The sequence below is a fragment of the Chryseobacterium sp. genome (assembly GCF_041914225.1).
Classification (GTDB): Bacteria; Bacteroidota; Bacteroidia; order Flavobacteriales; family Weeksellaceae; genus Chryseobacterium.
Genome location: NZ_JAYSDT010000004.1, coordinates 131478 through 151790 on the forward strand (window position 1 = coordinate 131478; position 20313 = coordinate 151790).

19 protein-coding genes and 1 tRNA gene are annotated in these 20313 nt (G+C 36.8%); 15 read left to right on the plus strand and 5 right to left on the minus strand.

Going from position 1 to position 20313, the window contains the following annotated elements; all coding sequences use genetic code 11:
* Positions 1-36 precede the first annotated feature (36 nt).
* The 3 genes from ACE3RB_RS03430 (at position 37) to ACE3RB_RS03440 (ending at position 3134) form a co-directional block, all read left to right on the plus strand.
* On the plus strand, positions 37-2292 hold the full coding sequence (locus ACE3RB_RS03430; protein WP_374462910.1) for an RHS repeat-associated core domain-containing protein: 2256 nt from the start codon (positions 37-39) through the stop codon (positions 2290-2292).
* Position 2293: 1 nt separating this feature from the next.
* Positions 2294-2719: a hypothetical protein gene (locus ACE3RB_RS03435; protein ID WP_374462911.1), complete on the plus strand. Its 426-nt coding sequence runs from the start codon at positions 2294-2296 to the stop codon at positions 2717-2719.
* 256 nt (positions 2720-2975) lie between these two features.
* Entirely contained in the window at positions 2976-3134 is a 159-nt protein-coding gene (locus ACE3RB_RS03440) for a hypothetical protein (RefSeq protein ID WP_374462912.1), read from the plus strand.
* 684 nt (positions 3135-3818) lie between these two features.
* Here the strand turns inward: ACE3RB_RS03440 and ACE3RB_RS03445 are convergent.
* Positions 3819-3889: transfer RNA gene (locus ACE3RB_RS03445), tRNA-Gln, on the minus strand.
* 376 nt (positions 3890-4265) lie between these two features.
* Here ACE3RB_RS03445 and der point away from each other — a divergent pair.
* On the plus strand, positions 4266-5576 hold the full coding sequence (der, locus tag ACE3RB_RS03450) for a ribosome biogenesis GTPase Der (RefSeq protein ID WP_374462913.1): 1311 nt from the start codon (positions 4266-4268) through the stop codon (positions 5574-5576).
* A gap of 149 nt (positions 5577-5725) precedes the next feature.
* Positions 5726-6376, plus strand: coding sequence for a uracil phosphoribosyltransferase (gene upp, locus ACE3RB_RS03455; RefSeq protein WP_374462914.1), 651 nt, complete (start codon positions 5726-5728; stop codon positions 6374-6376).
* 2 nt (positions 6377-6378) lie between these two features.
* On the opposite strand, the gene ACE3RB_RS03460 is transcribed toward upp, so the two are convergent.
* The 3 genes from ACE3RB_RS03460 to ACE3RB_RS03470 form a co-directional block, all read right to left on the minus strand.
* Positions 6379-7065 (minus strand): alpha/beta fold hydrolase, encoded by a 687-nt coding sequence (locus tag ACE3RB_RS03460; protein ID WP_374462915.1) that lies wholly within the window; start codon positions 7063-7065, stop codon positions 6379-6381.
* A 133-nt stretch (positions 7066-7198) separates the two neighbouring features.
* Positions 7199-7852, minus strand: a complete 654-nt coding sequence (locus ACE3RB_RS03465; protein WP_374462916.1) for a ComF family protein — start codon at positions 7850-7852, stop codon at positions 7199-7201.
* A 244-nt stretch (positions 7853-8096) separates the two neighbouring features.
* A complete protein-coding gene (locus ACE3RB_RS03470) occupies positions 8097-9575 on the minus strand; it encodes a helix-turn-helix domain-containing protein (RefSeq protein WP_374462917.1) in 1479 nt (492 codons plus the stop codon).
* Positions 9576-9701: 126 nt separating this feature from the next.
* Between ACE3RB_RS03470 and aceB the strand changes: the two genes are divergently transcribed.
* The 9 genes from aceB to ACE3RB_RS03515 all read left to right on the plus strand — a co-directional run bounded on the left by aceB (position 9702) and on the right by ACE3RB_RS03515 (position 18648).
* On the plus strand, positions 9702-11276 hold the full coding sequence (aceB, locus tag ACE3RB_RS03475; protein WP_374462918.1) for a malate synthase A: 1575 nt from the start codon (positions 9702-9704) through the stop codon (positions 11274-11276).
* 93 nt (positions 11277-11369) lie between these two features.
* On the plus strand, positions 11370-12653 hold the full coding sequence (gene aceA, locus ACE3RB_RS03480) for an isocitrate lyase (RefSeq protein WP_374462947.1): 1284 nt from the start codon (positions 11370-11372) through the stop codon (positions 12651-12653).
* Between the two features lie 113 nt (positions 12654-12766).
* Positions 12767-13339 carry an OmpH family outer membrane protein gene (locus tag ACE3RB_RS03485; protein ID WP_374462919.1) on the plus strand — a complete coding sequence of 191 codons (573 nt, stop codon included), beginning with the start codon at positions 12767-12769 and terminating at the stop codon, positions 13337-13339.
* 126 nt (positions 13340-13465) lie between these two features.
* Positions 13466-13852, plus strand: a complete 387-nt coding sequence (locus ACE3RB_RS03490) for an acyl-CoA thioesterase (protein ID WP_374462920.1) — start codon at positions 13466-13468, stop codon at positions 13850-13852.
* A 140-nt stretch (positions 13853-13992) separates the two neighbouring features.
* The gene (locus tag ACE3RB_RS03495; RefSeq protein WP_374462921.1) at positions 13993-15435 is read left to right on the plus strand and encodes a serine hydrolase; all 1443 of its coding nucleotides are present in this window, start codon (positions 13993-13995) and stop codon (positions 15433-15435) included.
* A 71-nt stretch (positions 15436-15506) separates the two neighbouring features.
* On the plus strand, positions 15507-15953 hold the full coding sequence (locus tag ACE3RB_RS03500; protein WP_002976816.1) for a 6-carboxytetrahydropterin synthase: 447 nt from the start codon (positions 15507-15509) through the stop codon (positions 15951-15953).
* A 21-nt stretch (positions 15954-15974) separates the two neighbouring features.
* The gene (locus ACE3RB_RS03505) at positions 15975-16745 is read left to right on the plus strand and encodes a UDP-2,3-diacylglucosamine diphosphatase (RefSeq protein WP_002976818.1); all 771 of its coding nucleotides are present in this window, start codon (positions 15975-15977) and stop codon (positions 16743-16745) included.
* Positions 16746-16938: 193 nt separating this feature from the next.
* Positions 16939-17931 carry an acyl transferase gene (locus ACE3RB_RS03510; RefSeq protein ID WP_374462922.1) on the plus strand — a complete coding sequence of 331 codons (993 nt, stop codon included), beginning with the start codon at positions 16939-16941 and terminating at the stop codon, positions 17929-17931.
* 171 nt (positions 17932-18102) lie between these two features.
* The gene (locus tag ACE3RB_RS03515; protein ID WP_374462923.1) at positions 18103-18648 is read left to right on the plus strand and encodes a hypothetical protein; all 546 of its coding nucleotides are present in this window, start codon (positions 18103-18105) and stop codon (positions 18646-18648) included.
* A 48-nt stretch (positions 18649-18696) separates the two neighbouring features.
* On the opposite strand, the gene aqpZ is transcribed toward ACE3RB_RS03515, so the two are convergent.
* Complete coding sequence (aqpZ, locus tag ACE3RB_RS03520; protein ID WP_374462948.1) at positions 18697-19413, minus strand: aquaporin Z; 717 nt, start codon at positions 19411-19413, stop codon at positions 18697-18699.
* A 220-nt stretch (positions 19414-19633) separates the two neighbouring features.
* Between aqpZ and ACE3RB_RS03525 the strand changes: the two genes are divergently transcribed.
* Positions 19634-20254, plus strand: coding sequence for a DUF5715 family protein (locus tag ACE3RB_RS03525; protein WP_374462924.1), 621 nt, complete (start codon positions 19634-19636; stop codon positions 20252-20254).
* Positions 20255-20313: the final 59 nt, after the last annotated feature.

The window sequence follows — 20313 nt, forward strand, 5'->3', positions numbered from 1 at the left end:
ATCAATCATCTCGGAGGTTATACTAAAACGGAATCATTGCTTGATTTTGTAGGAGTTACCAAACAGAGCAAGGTGTATCACAGAAGGCTGCCGGCAGATCCCGAAAAAGTAATTACCCAGACTTTCATCTATGATCACCAAAACAGATTATTGGTTCATAAACATCAGGTGGATACTAATCCTGAAGAAATTCTGGTACAGAATGAGTATAATGAGATTTCACAGTTGAAAAACAGAAAATTAGGAGGAACCAATCCTGCCCAGCCATTACAGAATATTGATTATACGTACAATATCAGGGGATGGCTTACCAAAATCAATGATCCTTCCAATTTGAACGGGAAGCTGTTCGGGTATGAAATGAAATATACCAATCCGGTAAATTCTAATGTGGCCCCTGGGAAATTTTCTGGAACCATCACAGAAGTAGACTGGAAAAATGCTTCCGAGGATGTACTGAAAAGGTATAATTATGCCTATGACGGGTTGGGCAGATTAAAGGACGCGGTCTATTCTGAACCCAATGCCACTGTTCCTTTTAATAATAATTATAATGAACACGTGACCTATGACCTGAATGGAAATATTAAAAGCCTAAAAAGGAATGCCTTCCCTGCAAGCGGCAGTACAACATCTACCCAGGTAGATGACATGGTTTACAATTATACCGGAAACCGTTTAACGAAAGTTACAGAAAATGCACTGAATGATACCGGGTACGAAGGAGGAAATAACATTATTTCCTATGATCAGAACGGAAATATGAAAGATATACTGGATAAAGGAATTCAGTCTGTTCAATACAATTTTCTGAATCTTTCCAATGGGTACAGCGCTCAGCAGTCAGACGAATTTGGGCTAAAGCTGAACAGTACGATGAGCTATCTTTACCGTGCTGACGGAACAAAGCTGCGTAAAACCTATTCCAGTGCGCCACCAAGAGGATCTGTTACTACTCGTATCACAGACTATCTGGATGGCTTCCAGTACAGCTATACGGAAGGAGGCGGTATCTGCCTTGAGTGCAGAACAGAAAGTGCCTATGAACAGCAGGCTTATAAAAATGCATCTCTTGTCTTTCCGGGAACACTCACCCCAGAGTGGAAACTGGATTTTGTTTCCACGGCTGCGGGGTATTACAGTTTCACAGAAAACCGCTATATTTACCAGTACAGAGACCACCTTGGAAACGCTAGGGTAACCTTTGCCAAAAACAGCACTGGCGTTCCTGAAATTATCGATACTAACAATTACTATCCTTTTGGGCTGAACCATATCTCAGGATCGTACAGTACTTCAGGCTTCGGAAGTTTTTACAGTTATAAATACAATGGGAAAGAGCTTCAGGAGACAGGATTGTTTGATTATGGCTGGAGACAGTATCTGCCTGATCTGGGAAGATGGAACGGGATAGACCAGCTGGCAGAAAGCTATCTTTCTACCAGTCCTTATGCGTATGTAGCCAATAATCCTGTTTCTAATACAGACCCGGATGGAAGATGGATTAATGAAGATGGAAGTATACGCGCTTCCACAACGTTTGATTATATGCCGGGTTCATACAAACCTATGTATTCATTCAGCGCGTCTACTGGGATGAGCTATAACAGTGAAAGTGGCGGCGGAGGTAGTGGGTATCTTGGTAACAGTTATGACTTTATTGGAAAAGATGCCGTAAGTATGTTCAATTACTTTAAAAATGGAGGGTCTATGTCTGGACTTAGCTTCGGTGATACTGAAATAACATGGTATACGGGTACTGCTACTCAAGAAGCTTATAGAATGGGTGATGACATCTTCTCAGACATAAAACTTGGGATAATCCATAAAGCAAGGATTGCTAATTATAACCCTATAGCATATGGAGAGTTAGCAGACAGAGGCTTTAATTGGATTCAAAACCATCCAAGAGAAGTATCAGCTTTTGCAGGTATTATACAGTCTGGGTCTACAATTGCTGAAAAAGGACTGGCAAATTGGAGTGCCCCTTCTAATATAGCAAAAAGCCGTATTTTTGCAGAAATTATAAGTACAAGATTACCTATTTCTGCTAAAGCTTTGGAGACCACTTCAACAGCTTTGAAATGGGGAGGAAGAGTAGTTGGTGCTGTGGGTCTTGCTAACACATTATATCAGTATGGAAAAGGCAACATATCAGGTACTAGAGCCATTGTTGATGGAGTGATGGGAGTTGCAGGCTTTTTTCCTGCCACAGCCTGGGTATCGGTAGTTTATTTTGCAGGAATGGCATTTTATGAAACATATGGTAACGATGGTAAACCCCTATTTTAAAATGATTAGATTTATAAAGTTATTATTTTACCATATATATTGGTATTATTATAAAGTTGATAAAGAAAGCAGAATATCTGCAAAAGTTGCTACTTGGTTAGTTTTCACATTATTATTTGGTATAATCTTATATTTTGCATTTGAACTTATTTATATATCATTTGATAAAACTATTATATTCGATACTCCTTACTGGCAGTATGTATTTTTATATTTTATTGTAGGTTTTTTTGTTGGAATATATATTTATAATGAAGATTTTAAAAAATTTGATTCCTTCAGAGATTACCATATAAAGTATTATTTATACTTTTTTATTATTGCAGGCTTTGCTTTATCTTTAGCTTTTTATTCTGGAAGTATTAATCGTGAAAGAATTTTTAAGCAAAGAGAAATTCAGAAGACGTGTGTTGAAATGGAAAAGTAAAATGATTGGTAATAAATTAGAGTATTGAAAATCAATACTCTAATTTAAAAATATTAGTAGAATCTCAATTTAAAATGATATTGTGAATAGCTGATACAGAAAAAGAGAAAAAAGGCTGTCTAAAATATTGAAGATCATACTTGGAGTTTCAGAATTTAATAAATAAATCCGTATCTAACCGATGCGGATTATTTTATTAAGTCAATGAGTGAAAATCGAAGCCCAATAAGTCTTATTATGTAAAGATAGTGATAGTGTGGACTATTTTATTGCTGTGAAAACATCTATCAATTTTAAGGCAGTCAAAACAGGTTCTGAAGCTCACAATTTCAGAAGAAAAACCTTCGATTATATTAAAACGGATCTTACCGGAAAAATGAGTATTGGGCAGAAAATAAGATTTCAGATAGGCTAAAATCAATAGAAGCATATTGTAAGGAAAAATCCGGAAGGAAATTACAGAAAAATGCAATACCGATTCGTGAAGCTGTAGTTGTTATTAAAGAAAATACAACGATGCAGGATCTTAATAGGCTCTCTAAAAGGCTTGAAGAAGAACTAAGAATAAGAATCTTTCAAATTGCCATTCATAAAGATGAAGGTCATTATGATAAGGATTCTAGAGAATGGAAACCTAATTATCATGCCCATTTGGTAGCAGACTGGCAGAATTTGGAAACGGGGAAAACCTTGAAACATCAATCCTTCCATTATTCAAAAATGCAGGATATTACTGCTGAATGCTTGGAAATGGAGAGAGGTATTTCAGGTTCTAAAGGAAGACTGGAAGCCATTGAATTTAAAATTCAAAAAAAGGAAGATGAGCTTGTTTTACTAAATAATAAGATAGCTCAAATAAAGGAAGAACTCAAATCTAAAAAGTTTGCAGATCTTATTGTCAAAGAAAGTGACTTTTTAGGTTTTAGCAGGATCAAAACAGATAAAACGATTGAAAACTATGAAAGAGTTTTTAAATCATATAATACTGAACTACTTAAAAATAAAGAAATTCTTCAATATTATATCTTTCAGATTAACAATGGATTATCACAAAATAAAAACAGGAGAAACGATAATTATAATCATTTCTCCTGTTATGTAGACCCACAGGGATTCGAACCCCAGATGACTGAACCAAAATCAGTAGTGTTACCGCTACACCATGGGTCTGTTTCTATGCCGCGAAATTATAGAATTTATTTTAAATATGAAAATCAAAATTAAAGATTCATTAACAGAATTACTAAGATGACAACTTTATGTATTGATATCCAAAGAATTATTTTTTAATAAATTTTAGAAAAAAACTGCTTCTACCCATAAACATTAGATTTATGGATATTACTTGCTCAATTGGATGAGTAGGGTTTACATTAATTTATCCGAGGAATAATAACTTCCCGCTTCCTTCTTCCCACTTCCATCCTTCAAAGTTCAGTTAAATAATAAAACCTTATCTTTGCAAAAAAAAATTGGGCTCCAAAAGTTGGAGTAACCCATTAATAACATATCCTGAGCACAGCAAAGGAGTATTAAACATTTTTTTATGTCAAATATTGTTGCAATCGTTGGACGTCCCAACGTAGGAAAATCCACGCTTTTTAACCGTTTATTAGAAAGAAGAGAAGCCATTGTAGATTCTACAGCTGGCGTTACCAGAGACCGCCACTACGGAAAATCAGACTGGAACGGAGTAGACTTTACCGTAATTGATACCGGAGGGTACGATGTAGGTACAGATGATATCTTTGAAGAAGAAATCCGTAAGCAGGTACAGTTAGCAGTAGATGAAGCTACTTCTATTATCTTTATGATGAACGTAGAGGAAGGGCTTACTGATACGGACCACGAAATTTACAGACTTCTCAGAAGATCCAACAAACCGATTTATATTGTTATCAATAAAGTGGATTCTGCGAAAGAAGAACTTCCTGCTACTGAATTTTATCAGTTAGGAATCGATAAATACTATACACTTTCTTCAGCCACAGGTTCCGGAACAGGAGATCTGTTGGATGATATCGTTAGAGATTTCCCAACCACAGAATATAAAGATCCGTTTGAAGGACTTCCTAAAATTACCATTGCTGGTCGTCCGAATGTAGGGAAATCTACCTTGACAAACGCTTTACTGGATGTTGAAAGAAATATCGTAACAGATATTGCAGGAACCACAAGAGATAGTATCCAGACTTTGTATAACAAATTCGGACACGAGTTTGTATTGGTAGATACAGCAGGGATGAGAAGAAAATCCAAGGTAAATGAAGACCTTGAGTTCTATTCCGTAATGAGATCTATCCGTTCTATCGAGTATTCTGATGTAGTGATCATTATGGTAGATGCTACACAGGGATGGGAATCTCAGGATATGAACATCTTCGGACTGGCTCAGAAAAACAGAAAAGGAATCGTAATTCTTGTTAATAAATGGGATTTGATTGAGGACAAGCAGACCAATACAATGCGTGATTTTGAAAAATCAATCAAAGATAAAATCGGTCAGTTTCAGGATATTCCGATCTTATTCGTTTCAGCTTTAACGAAGCAAAGAATTCTAAAGGCTGTAGATGTAGCTATGCAGGTTTATGAAGATCGTAAGAAGAAAATTAAAACTTCAAAACTGAATGAAGTAATGCTTCCGATTTTTGAAAATACACCGCCGCCGGCTTTGAAAGGAAAGTATATTAAAATTAAATATTGCGTTCAGCTTCCTACGCCGTCACCGCAGTTTGTATTTTTCTGCAACCTTCCGCAATATGTGAAAGAACCGTATAAAAGATTTACTGAAAATCAGTTGAGAAAAGAATTCGGGTTTACCGGAGTTCCGATCGAAGTATATTTCAGACAAAAATAATAAGAACAAATGTTCATCAAAAACTCCGGCAAGCGAAGCTTGCCGGAGTTTTTATTTAATAACAGACTTGCCCTGATCTTTCAATTCGTTTTTTAGTTGTAATTTTGCAGGAATTAATTCAATCAACTGAAATTAAAAATATAATTTTCATGCTTACTATTTTATCGCAACATTTTTCTCTTGTCGACGAATGGATCAACGAACTTAGAAACGTTAATATCCAGCATGACCGGATGAGATTCAGAAGGAATATGGAGAGAATCGGGGAGATTGCCGCTTTTGAAATCAGTAAAGGACTGGAGTACAGGGAAATTGAAATTCAAACTCCTTTAGATACGATAAAAAGCAGGGAAATTGCTGTACAGCCTGTTATTACAACTATTTTAAGAGCTGGTGTTCCGTTATTTGAAGGAATCCTTAATTATCTGGACAGAGCAGACTGTGGTTTTGTGGCAGCTTACAGAAAACATGATGCCAACGATTACTTTTCAATCAAGCAGGATTATCTTACTTGTCCAAGTATTGAAAACAGACCTTTGATTGTTGCAGATCCAATGCTGGCGACAGGAGCCTCTCTAATCGAAGCCATTAAAGATTTGCTGACTCACGGAAATCCAACTCAGCTTCACATTGTAGCAGCTATTGCTTCAAGGCAGGGGGTTGAAACCATTCAGAATGCCTATCCTGAAGCGCAGATTTGGGTAGGAGCTATCGATGAGCATTTAACTTCTAAAGGATATATCACTCCGGGGCTGGGGGATGCCGGAGATTTGAGCTACGGAGAAAAACTTCAGCGATAATTTTAAGAAAGGTTCCAGAAATCTTTCATTAAGTTTAACAATAAATCGGGCCGTACTTTATCCATGGGATGCTTGGTATCCGGGAGTACGGCAAATTTTGCATCAGGAAGGCTTCGGTAAACATGTGCGCTTTCCTCAATAGTAACCATATTGTCTTTATCTCCCACCATAACCTGAACTGGGATATTTATCGTAGCAAAATTATTTTCTAAAGGAGGGTTTTTGCCCAGATCAATCATTAATGAAGAAATAGCCGGAAGAAGTTCTTTCCATTTTGACCCATGTTGTGATTCTAAAAGTTGGGCATACTGAGTAATTTTCTCAAGAATGACATCAGGATTAAGCATTTTACTTTCTTTTAAAGCCTGCTCTTCAGTCCATTCAAACTTAGTTCCCAGAGTCATGACAGAATTTACATTTTCCGGATTTTTCATAGCATAGCAAAGTGCTACATAACCTCCCATACTGTGTCCGAAAATTGATACATCCGCCAGACTATTCACTTTACAATATTCCGATAATTCCTGCGTGTATTTTTCAATACTGATACCTTCTGTTGGTAGTTTGCTATTTCCATGACCTGAAAATAAAGGGGTGTGTACTGTAAAATACTGAGAAAGTACGTTCAGATAAGGCGCGAAAATATCACTGTGTCCCAGGGCTCCATGTAATAAAAGCAGATTTGGCATAGCTATTTAATTTTCTGAAAATTAGGAAAAAGAATTGAATGGCGAAAATGGATTAAGCAGAAGTGTGAGAGGGTTTGAGTGTTGTAGGGTTTGAAAATATTTTTGAATATAACCCCGTATCCCGAACCTCGTATCAAACATCTTCAGCAATCACTAAAACACTGACCTTATTGGCACCGGCATTTAGAATCTCCCATGCTACCGATGAAACTGTATTACCTGTGGTGAAAACATCATCAATCAGAAGAATATGCTTTCCGGTAACAGGCCGGGTGACGGAAAAAGTATTGACCGTTTCCAGTCTGTGCTTCTTATCTTTTAAGGCCTGTGCTTTGGAATAATGATTTCTCCTGATTAATTCATGATCAAAAGGTATGTGATAAAATTTAGACAAAGTTTCAGTATATAAATGAAGCTGATTGTATCCCCGTTCTTTCAGTTTCTTTGGATGAAGCGGTACACTTACCAATAGATCAGGATTATCGTCTTGAAAATCCAGGCGCTCTGTTGTCCAATCTGCCAGATTTCTTCCTGTTTTTTCCCGGCTTCTGTATTTTAGTTCATGAATAATTTTGCGGCTTAAGCCTTCTTCCTCAAACTGTATCAGTGCAAATGTGTTCTCAACGGGAAAAAATAAACTGCATTTTTCCTTTATCGGATTATTTTCAAAATAATTGTAATGGGTAAAATGAATCTGGCTGAAGCAAAGATCACAAACCAGAAGTTCAGGATCGATGATTCTGTTGCAGTGAATGCAGCGGTTGGGAAACAATATATCTAATATCATAGTGTGTTTTTACTAAGATATGAAATTATTGTCAATTTTTGCTTCGCAAAGTCAATGGTGAATAATTATTACCGTTAATATTCGCAAGTTTTGTTAGCTAATTTCATATATTGTCAGCAAAGATATTTTATCTGATAAAGGAAAAATAAGTTATCTGTAGATATAACCCGGATCACGCATCTCGAAGCCCGTACCACACATAAAATTCACAAGCGAAGCGCATTGACGATTCACTATTCACCCATCAATTCTCAAATCTCTTTCTGATTTTCTCCACAGAACTCTTCATGCTCATGTTAAAATGCTCCTTTTCCAGCCTTACCGGCGACGCTTGTCTTACTTCACAGTCTGCAATGCTGCAGGATTCACAGGTAACACCTACATTGATGGTTTTTAAAGAAGGAGACTTGATAAAACCTATTTTTTTGATCGTTTGAGAATTCAGTAAAATGCCGAGGCAATAACTTCTGTTGCTTCCATCTGAAAAAGGATTTTTTTGTGAAGTGGAAATCACCAGATAGCTTATTCCCTGATCTTTATAATGAGAAATCTGAGCGTCAGTCAAAGTTTCATTTTCCTTTAAATGATCAAGGTTTTTCACGGCAATCCATCTTCTGCAGTAATGTTCATTGGTGGCATTGGCGTGAGGAACCTGCTGGTGGTTAAGGTGAAGTTCCTTTAAAATCTGGATTTTATCAGAATTTTTCTTTTTTACCAGGCATAAATAAAACAGGTCTTTAATACCCATTTCAGCTGAAAGAATATTCGTCAGCCGGTAATAGAATGTTTCGGGAGAGTGGGTGAAGTTGTTGATGAGATTTTCAAAATTTTCCGGCTCCCATTTGCTTTGCTGGAAAAACTCAGAGGTTTTTTCGATAACAGGCTCTTTAGAAATTAATAAGGCGCCTGCAAAATAAGACGCATAAAAATTATTCAGAATTTCTTCAAAACTCCCGAAATCAAGCCATGAATACGTATTAGGGCGGTTTTTTAATTCCAGTACATTAAATCCGATTTCTTTAGCAAGAATGAATGTTTTCTGATCTTTTTCCAGTTTTTGATTCAGTAGTAAAAGTTTTTTCTCAGGAATAAAAAGTGAACGAAGATTATCCAAAGTGCCATATTTTTCAAAATCTTCAGATTGAATTTTGTAACCAAACTTTTCTCCAAGAATTTTTTCCAGAATGTCAGGCTTTAAATTTTTCCCGGCCTCCAGCTTGTTTTCCTTCGTGAATAAGCTTACTTTTTCTTCAATTTCCGGAAAATAATTATCATACAATTCCTGAAACGATCTTAACACGGCAAAATAAAACCTTTCTTTTCCAAGGTTATAATTCTGTGAAATTTCAATCAGCGCATTGATAAAAGCAGTTACTTTTTTGGGCGCATCACTGATAATACTGATGAGGTTATTTTTGTTGATCCCGAACAGTTCCAGCGGAACTTCCTTGAAGAAATCAGATTGCAGAATTTCATTGAAAGGAGCCAGGCTTTTATCAAGCTTGGTAGAAACCAGGTCATCAAATGTGCAGTTCAGCGCTTCAGAAAGTTGGATGATCTTATCGTGCTTTGGATATTTCTTACCATTCTCGATTTCATTAAGATAAGATTTTGATAATCCTGTCTTTACAGCAAGATCCTGCAGAGACCAGTTTTTTTTTTGTCTCTGCTGTTTCAGTTTTAGTCCGAAAACTGTTTTGATAAAGTCGCTTTCTGAATTCATTACCCAAATATAAATAAATAGATGCGATTATTCGCATAATAATTTTTAGATAAATTTAGCGAATGTTCGCTGTTTGTGAAAATTTTTATTTATGTTTGTAACATCAAATCACAAAATCAATATGTTATGGAAACCAAGACTCAATTAGAAATAAAGGCTCAGAAGCAGTTTGAAGCAGTTTTTACTCCGGATCTGGTAGATTTTCTGATTGCCCTTCATCAGAATTTCAATCATAAAAGACTTGAGCTTTTAGAAGAAAGAAAAAAAACACAGCAGAAATTTGACCAGGGAAAGCTGCCCGTATTTTTAAAAGAAACAGAAGCTATCCGGAACGGAAACTGGGTATGTGCACCACTGCCGGAAGACTTGCTGGACAGGAGAGTGGAAATTACCGGACCCGTTGACCGTAAGATGATTATTAATGCGTTGAATTCCGGAGCCTCCACATTTATGGCTGATTTTGAAGACAGTAGCTCGCCGGTATGGGGAAACTGCATTCAGGGACAGATTAATCTTTCCGATGCTATTAACAGAACCATTGATTTTGTCAACGAAAAAGGCAAAGCTTATACTCTTAATGAGAAGACTGCTGTTTTGCAGGTTCGTCCCCGTGGTCTTCATCTTCCGGAGAAACATATTGAAATTAATGGTGAGAAAGCTTCCGGTTCGCTGATTGATTTTGGAATGTACTTTTTCAGAAATGCCAGGACGCTTATAGAAAAAGGAAGCGGTCCTTATTTCTATCTTCCAAAGCTGGAACATTATAAAGAAGCCCGCTGGTGGAATGATGTTTTTGTTTTTGCCCAAAATTATCTGGGTATTCAGGAAGGAACAATCAAAGCTACGGTTTTAATAGAAACCATTACCGCTTCATTTCAGATTGATGAAATTTTATTTGAATTGAAAGAACACAGTGCCGGCCTTAACTGTGGCAGATGGGATTATATTTTCTCCTATATCAAAAAGTTCAGAAATCTTCCTGAATTTATTGTACCGGACAGAGATCAGGTGACGATGACTTCTCCTTTCATGAGCGCTTACTCAAAAAGAGTCATTGAAGTTTGTCATAAAAGAAATGTACATGCGATTGGCGGGATGGCCGCTCAAATCCCTGTAAAAGATGATGATGAAGCGAATAAACAGGCTTTTGAAAAAGTAAAAAACGATAAGGAAAGAGAAGTGAAAAACGGTCATGACGGCACATGGGTGGCACATCCTGCATTAGTTGCTGTAGCTAAAGAAGTTTTTGACCAATATATGCCTTCCAAAAACCAGATCGATAAAAAATTTGAATATCATATTACAGAAAGCAATCTGCTGGAAATTCCCAAAGGTGATATTACGGAAAAAGGGGTTCGGAAAAATATCAATGTAGGAATTCTTTACCTTGAAAGCTGGCTGATGGGAACCGGTGCTGCCGCCATTTACAATCTGATGGAAGATGCGGCTACTGCAGAAATTTCAAGAACACAGATCTGGCAATGGCTGAAAAATGAAGCCGTTTTAAGCGATGACAGAACGTTGACCCGAAATATGGTTTTACAGTGGGAAAAAGAAGAAATGGATCATATTGAAAAATATGTAGGAGAAACCCGTTTCAGAAACGGAAAATTTAACCTTGCCAAAGAGCTTTTCAACGAGCTGATCTTCTGTGAGAATTTTGAAGAATTCCTGACGCTTAAAGCATATCCTTTTATCTAGTATGAGTGTAAAAGCAGGAATATCGAAAGCTTAAAGCTTTTATCCCGTAACTCGAAACTCGTATCAAAACCTTAAATCAAACAAAATCCAAATATTATGAAAACAAGACAAGAACAAATCCGGGCCATTGAGCAAGATTGGCTGACAAATCCACGCTGGAACGGCATTAAGAGGCCATATACAGCAGAAGAAGTTCTGAAACTTCGCGGTTCTTATACCATAGATTATACAATAGCGACAGAAATGTCAAAAAAATTCTGGGATAAGTTAAATAACCAGGATTATGTAGCAGGTCTTGGTGCATTGACCGGTAATCAGGCAGTGCAGGAAGTGGATGCCGGCCTGGAAGCAATATATCTTTCAGGATGGCAGGTGGCGGCAGATGCCAATTTATCAGGAGAAATGTATCCGGATCAGTCACTATACCCGGCTAACTCAGTACCTGCTGTAGTAAAGAAAATTAATAATGCTCTGTTGAGAGCAGATCAGGTGCAGTCTGTAAACGGAACCGGTAATAAAGAATACTTAGTGCCCATCATTGCAGATGCAGAAGCAGGTTTTGGAGGTAATCTGAATGCTTTTGAGCTGATGAAACAAATGATTGAAGCAGGAGCAGCAGCCGTACATTTTGAAGACCAGCTTTCTTCTGCAAAAAAATGCGGACACCTGGGTGGAAAAGTACTGGTTCCTACTCAGGAAGCTGTCAATAAACTTATTGCAGCACGTCTGGCTGCCGATGTATTGGGAGTTCCAAGCCTTATTATTGCAAGAACAGATGCTGATGCTGCGGATTTACTGACTTCAGATATTGATGACAGAGATAAAAAATTTGTAACAGGAGAAAGAACTTCAGAAGGGTTTTATGTAGTAAGAAACGGAGTAGAGCAGGGGATTGACAGAGGTTTGTCCTATGCACCTTATGCAGACCTGATCTGGATGGAAACTTCAAATCCTGATCTGAAACAGGCAAGAAGGTTTGCCGAAGGAATTCATGCAAAATTCCCTGGAAAGATGCTTGCTTATAACTGTTCTCCTTCATTCAACTGGGCAGCAAAGCTGAGTGTAGAAGAAATGTCTACCTTCCGGGAAGAGCTTGCCAAGATGGGGTATAAATTCCAGTTTATTACTCTGGCAGGATTCCATGCTTTGAATACTGCGATGTTTGAACTGGCTCTGGCTTATAAAGAAAGAGGAATGGCAGGATATTCAGAACTTCAGGAACGTGAGTTTGCCTTACAGCAGAAAGGATTCCGAGCAGTGAAACATCAGTCTTTTGTAGGAACCGGATATTTCGATGAAGTACAGAATATTGTTACAAACGGCTCTTCAGCTACGGTAGCGATGAAGGATTCTACAGAAACCGCACAATTCCATTAGTCATTTTTTTCCATATTTTTTTGATGTTAAACCTTCTCTGTTCTGGGAAGGTTTTTCTGCATCATAAATAATCAAAAATTGAGTTATATTTGGGGACGAAAAAATTATTAAAAATGAATTTAATCAAAGTACTTTTTATTACATTAGGATTAACACTTACTGCAAATGCTGCAAAAGCACAACAGAAAATCGGAAGCGTGAATACTGATGACATTTTTGCAAGTTTATCCGAAGTAAAAACAATAAGTGCAACTGTGGATAATCTGACAAAAACCAAGCAGACTGAAATTGAAAAATTGATCGGAGATTATCAGACTAAGCTGAAAGCAGCACAGGATAAAGAAAAAACTCTTAGCGAAGCCAACAAAGAAGCTGTTACTAAAGAACTGATCGCTGCACAGACAGAATTACAGGGTCTTGGTAAAAAAATAGAAGAATCAAGAGCCCAGGCTGCCAAAGATATTTCTGCAAAACAAAACGAATTGTTTACACCATTGCAGCAAAAAGTAAAAGCTGCTATTGCTGCTGCCGCTAAAGAAAGAGGCATCAATTATGTTTTCGATATTGCATCTCAGGAAACCAATAACCTTGTTTATAACGACGGAAGTGAAGATATCACGGCGCTTGTAAAAAGTAAATTGGGAGCTTCAGCAACAACTGCTAAGCCGGCTGGGAAATCAAAATAAGAATTTTATATACCGAATATAGGAACGGAATCAGAGGACCTGATTCCGTTTTTTATGGACAAAAGTATGAGATAAGATGGGGAAGTTCTGTTTTAAAATAATAAATTTGAGTAAACTTTCAGGAGAATGAATTTAATGTACGAAAAACAGATAAGAGTAACAGAAGAACATATTGATCAGAATAATCATGTCAATAATGTACAGTATGTGCACTGGGTGGAAGAAGCAGCTGCAGAGCACTGGGATCTGTTAAAGCATAAAACAGAGTATGCAAATGATGTCTGGATGCTTCTGGATCATCATATCCAATATAAAAAACAGGTTTATCTGAATGATGTGATTACGGTAAGAACCTATCCTCTGCTCCCTGAAGGCGCCAGACAGCCAAGGAAGGTGGAATTTTACTGTAATGATGAGCTTGTGGTAGATTCAAGTACACTTTGGATTTTATTTGATCCTGAAACTAAAAAGATCAAGCGTTTGGAAAGCAACTGGTTGGAAAAGTTTTTGTGATCAGAGACAGGGAAGACAAAATCATTAACAGATTTGAAAAAATGATAAATAATGCCTGAACCAAAAGATCATTTTTTTCTGATGTAATACAATATAGCCCACAGCTGTTTTTAATAAGGAAACATCAAACAAACATTTCCATGAAACTATCTATTTTACCAATGCTGTTTTCAGGTTTTTTCTTTACCGCGTACAGCCAGACTACAGAACAATCAAAAGCCATCGATGACTATATCAAAAAGGTTATTCAAATCAATGAGATACCGGGAATGGCTGTAGGAATTGTAACCGATAATAAAGTAACTTTTCAGAAGTACTACGGAACAGAGACTTTGGAAAACGATAAGAAAGTAGATTCCAATTCTATGTTCAGGGTGTATTCTACTACAAAACTGATGTCCAATGTTGGACTTTTCCAGCTTATTGAGAAGGGAAAAGTATCTCTGGAAGATAAAATTTCAAAATATATTGACAATATACCGGCAGAATGGCAGAATGTTAAGGTGAAAAATCTTTTGTCTCATTCTTCAGGGTTACCTGACTGGATTAACTTCAGTGATATTGCAACATATGCACCCAATGCTGAGGTTATTAACCGCCTGTCAAAAGAAAAAATGGAATTTGAAACCGGAACTGATTATAGATACAATCAGACGAACTATATGCTGATTGCGATGATTATTGAAAAAGTAACCGGAGAGAAATTTGAAGATTATATTCTGAAGAATCAGTTCTCAGATTCCGGAAATCAGGTGGTGTTTTCATCCAATTCTATTGAAAAAATCCCTAACAGAATTGTAAAATATATCTACAACAAGAATACACATCAATATGATAAATCTACATTTGTGGAAGGGAGAAGAGCACATGCTGCCAACGGTCTGGCCATCTCATTGCCTGCTTTTTTACAGTGGAGCATTCATCTTAGTAAGAATGATTTTCTAAAACCTGCCACCCGGGAGTTAATGTGGAAGCCATTCGAATACAAAAATAAAGAGATTACTTTCACTCATGGCTGGGATACAGATACTTTTAATAATATAAGATCCTATAATTTTTCGGGTGGAAATGTGAGTGCCTACAGAATTTTTCCTGACAGGAATTTAGCAATTATAGTGATGTCCAGCGGATATAAAAACTTTGCTGTTTTTTATCCGGTGATCAATCAGATTGCCGGTATGATGGATAAACGAATGCTGAATCCCTACATGGTGGCAGAAGAATATACAAGGTCTGAACCTGTTGTTCATCCTGATCTTAAAAAAGAAGTTTATGGCTACCGGACTGAAAAAGATAATATTATTTTTTCTTACGCATTTCCGGACAAACAAAGTGTAGAATATATCAGAAATGTATCAGTTGCCGGCTCTTTTAATAACTGGAATCCTGATGACCACGCATATTATATGAGCCTGAAAAAGGATAATACTTTTGAACTGGTACTGCCAAAATCTCAGTTTGAAAAAGGAAAAACTTATCAGTTTAAATTTGTCATGAATAAAAAAGGCTGGCTTTCTGTACCTTACAATGCAATGAATGTTGATGGAACCAGAGATAATAATCTGACTTTTAAACTGGATTAAAGAATATTTTAATATCACTCTAATAGAAACAGTCTTTTCTGTGTTAAGCGGTTTTGTCATATCTTTGCAGTATGATACGTATTACAAAAATTTTTACATTCGAAACGGCTCACGTACTTTACAACTACGATGGGAAGTGTAAAAATATGCATGGACATTCCTATAAACTGTTTGTTACAGTGAAAGGAAAACCGATTAATGATATTGATAACCCTAAAAACGGGATGGTAGTTGATTTCGGAGATATCAAAAGTATCGTAAAATCTGAGATCGTAGATGTATGGGACCACGCAGTTCTTGTCAATGCACTGTCTCCACACAAAGAATTGGGAGATGATCTGGAGCAGAAAGGTCATAAAGTCATCTATTGCAGTTTCCAGCCAACCTGTGAGAATATGTTATACGCGATCGCCGCTAAAATCAAATCAAAACTTCCTGAAGGAATTTCTTTAGCTTATCTTAAACTTCATGAGACAGAAAACTCTTATGGAGAATGGTTTGCTGAAGATAATCAATAATTTACCCACAAAACTCAGAAGGTGTTAAAAACAACAATTAATTTAGAACCTGGAAAAAAAGTATATTTCGCTTCAGATCAGCATTTTGGTGCTCCTACGCCAAAGGAAAGTAAGTTGCGCGAGGAGAGGTTTATACGTTGGATGGACGAGATCAAAGAAGATGCTCAGGTTTTGTTTTTAATGGGTGACCTTTTTGATTTCTGGCATGAATGGAAGCATGTCATTCCCAAAGGATACGTCAGGGTGCTTGGTAAAATTGCAGAACTTAAAGACAGGGGAATTCATATTTATTTCTTTGTCGGGAACCATGATCTGTGGATGAAAGATTATCTGGAAGAAGAGATTGGTTGTACCGTATTCTATCAGAAACAATATTTTGAAATGGGAGGAAAGCAGTTTCTGCTGGCTCATGGAGATGGTTTGGGACCGGGTGATAAAGGATACAAAAGAATGAAAAAACTTTTCACGAATCCTGTAGCACAATGGTTTTTTAAATGGCTTCATCCGGATATTGCCATGAAAATTGCATTATACCTTTCCCAAAAAAATAAAATGATCTCAGGAGAAGAAGACAAAGCATTTCTTGGAGAAGATAAAGAGTTTCTGATTATTTATTCCAAAGAAAAGCTGAAAACGCAGAAGATTGATTATTTTATCTACGGGCACAGACATCTGCCTATGGTGCTGGATCTGGAACCGGGTGCAAAATATATCAATCTCGGGGACTGGATTTCCTATTTTACCTATGGAGTATTCGAAAAGGATTTTGAACTGAAGACTTTTGAAAAATAAAACAAAAAAATTACCCCTAAAAAGAGGTAACTTTCGAACGGGTGGAAAACCCACTCTTGTTTTTAATCCATATTCCGGATAAATGATTGCAATAAGTTTACCAAAATAGGTTTTGTACATTAAAAAATTATTAAATAACAATATTTTATCGCTGTAATTGCCTTGTAGTGAGGGATTAAGGAATTTAAAAATTATGGAACTGAAAAATATATTCAACATACAGACTGAACAGGATTTCCTGAATGCATCATTGAAAACATTTCGTTATCAATATGAAAATGTTGAAATATACAGGAAATTTGTTGACTTTCTGAATGTGAATCCCGATGAGGTAGACAGCCTGGCAAAAATTCCGTTTTTACCTATCGAAATGTTTAAAAACCATCAGATTCTGGATAAAAATGTAACAGCAGATCTGTATTTTCAAAGTTCAGGGACCACTCAGATGAATCTTTCCAGACATTTCATTGCAGATCCGGAATTATATGAAGAAAGTATTTATAAAAGCTTTGAACGGTTTATAGGAAAACCGGAAGATTTTATCTTCTTAGGCCTGCTGCCAAGTTATCTTGAGAAACAGCATTCATCACTGATCTATATGGTAGACTATCTGATGAAAAAATCCGGTAGGCCGGAAAACGGATATTTCCTTTACAATCATGCTGAACTCTTTGACCTGTTGAATAAGCTTCAGGATAAAAAAGTTATTCTTTTCGGAGTTTCATTTGCTCTTCTTGATTTTCTGGATTATTGCCATTCCGGGCAAAGCGAAAAATCTCTCAATTTTCCTGAAAATCTGATAGTGATCGAAACCGGAGGAATGAAAGGCAGAAAGGAAGAAATGACAAAAGATGAATTGCTGAAGATTTTGCAGGAAGGTCTTAAAACAGATAAAATATACTCTGAATATTCCATGACGGAACTGCTTTCACAAGCATATTCCCTTGGGAATAACGAGTATGAATGCCCAAGCTGGATGAGAATTATGGTCCGCAATGCAGAAGATCCTTTAGCTTATGAAAAAGAAGGAAGAACAGGCGCTATTAATATTATTGACCTTGCCAATACCCATTCCTGCTCATTTATAGCAACACAAGATCTTGGAAAAATAACCGGAGATAAATTTCAGGTGTTAGGAAGAATAGACCATTCAGATATCAGAGGCTGCAGCCTGCTGGTTAGCTAAAATGTGGAAAATAAAAGGCTATTGTGAATTGTCAGTTCGCTTCGCTTGTCAATTTTTGTATGATCACAATAAATAAAATAGGTTGTGACTTTAGCTGAGTGAAACACCTTTGCGAACAGTAAACAGCAAGTAAATAAAAACTTTGTGAACTTTGTGTTTACAATATTATCCATGATCAAAATAGAAGAACTCATACACGCATATATCCACACCCACTGCGATTTTGAAAAAGAAATTGTACTGACTAATTATTTTCAGGCAGACTGGGAAGCAGATATACTGATTATTGATGCAGACGGTGGCAGCCATGAAATTGAAATCAAACTTTCAAAAAGTGATTTTAAAAATGATTTCAAAAAATCATACCTGAATAAAGATACCGGAGAAAAATTTCTGAAACATGATAAAATTTCCTGCGGAGATTATATGTGTAATTCTTTTAGTTTTCTGCTTCCGATGGGAATGGTAGATGCTGAGCTTATTCCGGAGCATTGCGGGATTATTGAATTCTATCATAATGTGGATACGTGGGAAACCGAATTTTACCTGATCCGCCAGCCCAGAAAGCTTCATGAGGATTCTTACTGGAAGCTGAATGATAAAGATCTTTTTATCAGAAAAATGGCCCTCAATCTTCTTCAGCGCAAAATGGAAATCAAAGGAAAGCATGAAGAACTGATCTTTAAGAATCCTTTTGAAATCAAAAAGCTGAAATAAAAAAATCCTGCCGCCTGACAGGATTTTATCATTGAATGTTATTTAAAATTAATCTGTAATTTCAGCAGTGTCTCTCTGAAGTAAGAACTTATAGATCAATCCTCCCACAACTCCTCCCAAAATAGGAGCTACCCAAAACAACCAAAGCTGTGACATAGCAGTTCCTCCCACAAAAACTGCCTGAGAAAGTGATCTTGCAGGGTTTACAGAGGTGTTTGTAATCGGGATAGAGATCAGGTGGATCAGAGTAAGGGCAAGACCAATGGCAAGACCGGCAAATTTACCGTTAGCCCATTTGTCTGTAGCTCCCATGATCACGATAAGGAAAAATGCTGTTAATAAAAACTCAGCCAGGAAAGCAGCCCCCATGCTGAAAGCTTTTCCATTGTAAACAGCTTCACCGTAAAAATTCGTGGCAAAATCTCCGGGTTTTGAGAATTCTACCGCTCCGGCGCCGTTAAGGATCGTATACAGGCAGCCTGCTGCCACAATTGCTCCCAGACATTGTGCTACAATGTAAGGAATAAGGTCTTTTGCAGAAAATCTTCCGCCCGCTAAAAGTCCGAAAGAAACTGCCGGATTAAAATGCCCCCCTGAAATATGACCTACAGCGTAAGCCATTGTAAGAACCGTAAGGCCGAAGGCTAAAGCAACTCCTAGAAGTCCGATGCCGATATCTGGAACACCGGCTGCAAAAACAGCGCTTCCACAACCTCCGAAAACAAGCCAAAATGTGCCGAAAAATTCAGCGAAAAGTTTTTTTATCATATTGTTTATTGTTTAAATGTATCTCAAATGTAAAATTTAAATCTTAAAGTAAAAAGTTAAAACTGAAAAAATATTTCAAAAAAAAGGGAACAAAAATTATAAAATATATAATTTGGTGTAAAGTTTGTTTGGGATTTATTTGTAGAGTACTATGGTCAGTTTTGAAAGATATAACATAAATGTTTTATCTTTCATTTGTAATTTTAAAGGTTGGTGAATGAGAAAGTTCTTATGTGTGGTCTTTGTACCTTTTATTTATAGTTTACATTATTCGCAGGCCGCAAAAAAGGCTTTTCCCTGCTATGATCTTGCCACTGTATTGAAGGTTGAACCTACACCGCTTTATAAATCTCACCTTGATGCTTCTAAGAGTTTTGGGCTAAAGCTGCTGAAAGACTCGAAAACAGTACAGAAATACATCAATAACGGTAAATTCCACAAAATAAAGAAATCCGGAAAAGGGTATCAGGTTCAGAGACTTGATTACAGCAGGGCCTATATGGTATCCAAAGCAAAGACCACATTGGAAAAAATAGGATCCAAGTTCAGCAAGGATACGAAAGGCGGTACATTTACTGTTTCATCCATTACAAGGACTCTTGAAGACCAATGTAGGCTGAGAAGAGTGAACTCTAACGCCTCACTAGGGATTAGTTCTCATAATTACGGTAATTCCTTTGATATTTCTTACATAAGATTCAACAACGTTCTGAAGTACAATCCGAAGATGGAAATAGCTCTGGAGAAAGTTTTAAAATATTATGAAAAGGCCGGCAGAATATATTATATTAAGGAGAAACAGCAGAGCTGTTATCATATTACTGTGAAAAATTATTAATCAGAACACTCTTGCATAGCATATTTAGTTTATCTATTTTTATACGACTAAAAACTATG

Excerpts from the sequence above, each read along its gene's own strand:
- ACE3RB_RS03515 (WP_374462923.1), top strand. The coding sequence starts at position 18,103 with ATGATCAAAATAGAAGAACTCATACACGCATATATCCACACCCACTGC.
- der (WP_374462913.1), top strand. The coding sequence starts at position 4,266 with ATGTCAAATATTGTTGCAATCGTTGGACGTCCCAACGTAGGAAAATCC.
- ACE3RB_RS03500 (WP_002976816.1), top strand. The coding sequence starts at position 15,507 with ATGATACGTATTACAAAAATTTTTACATTCGAAACGGCTCACGTACTT.
- ACE3RB_RS03465 (WP_374462916.1), bottom strand. The coding sequence starts at position 7,852 with ATGATATTAGATATATTGTTTCCCAACCGCTGCATTCACTGCAACAGA.
- ACE3RB_RS03510 (WP_374462922.1), top strand. The coding sequence starts at position 16,939 with ATGGAACTGAAAAATATATTCAACATACAGACTGAACAGGATTTCCTG.
- ACE3RB_RS03485 (WP_374462919.1), top strand. The coding sequence starts at position 12,767 with ATGAATTTAATCAAAGTACTTTTTATTACATTAGGATTAACACTTACT.
- ACE3RB_RS03525 (WP_374462924.1), top strand. The coding sequence starts at position 19,634 with ATGAGAAAGTTCTTATGTGTGGTCTTTGTACCTTTTATTTATAGTTTA.
- ACE3RB_RS03470 (WP_374462917.1), bottom strand. The coding sequence starts at position 9,575 with ATGAATTCAGAAAGCGACTTTATCAAAACAGTTTTCGGACTAAAACTG.
- ACE3RB_RS03460 (WP_374462915.1), bottom strand. The coding sequence starts at position 7,065 with ATGCCAAATCTGCTTTTATTACATGGAGCCCTGGGACACAGTGATATT.
- upp (WP_374462914.1), top strand. The coding sequence starts at position 5,726 with ATGCTTACTATTTTATCGCAACATTTTTCTCTTGTCGACGAATGGATC.
- ACE3RB_RS03435 (WP_374462911.1), top strand. The coding sequence starts at position 2,294 with ATGATTAGATTTATAAAGTTATTATTTTACCATATATATTGGTATTAT.
- ACE3RB_RS03490 (WP_374462920.1), top strand. The coding sequence starts at position 13,466 with ATGAATTTAATGTACGAAAAACAGATAAGAGTAACAGAAGAACATATT.
- ACE3RB_RS03495 (WP_374462921.1), top strand. The coding sequence starts at position 13,993 with ATGAAACTATCTATTTTACCAATGCTGTTTTCAGGTTTTTTCTTTACC.
- aceB (WP_374462918.1), top strand. The coding sequence starts at position 9,702 with ATGGAAACCAAGACTCAATTAGAAATAAAGGCTCAGAAGCAGTTTGAA.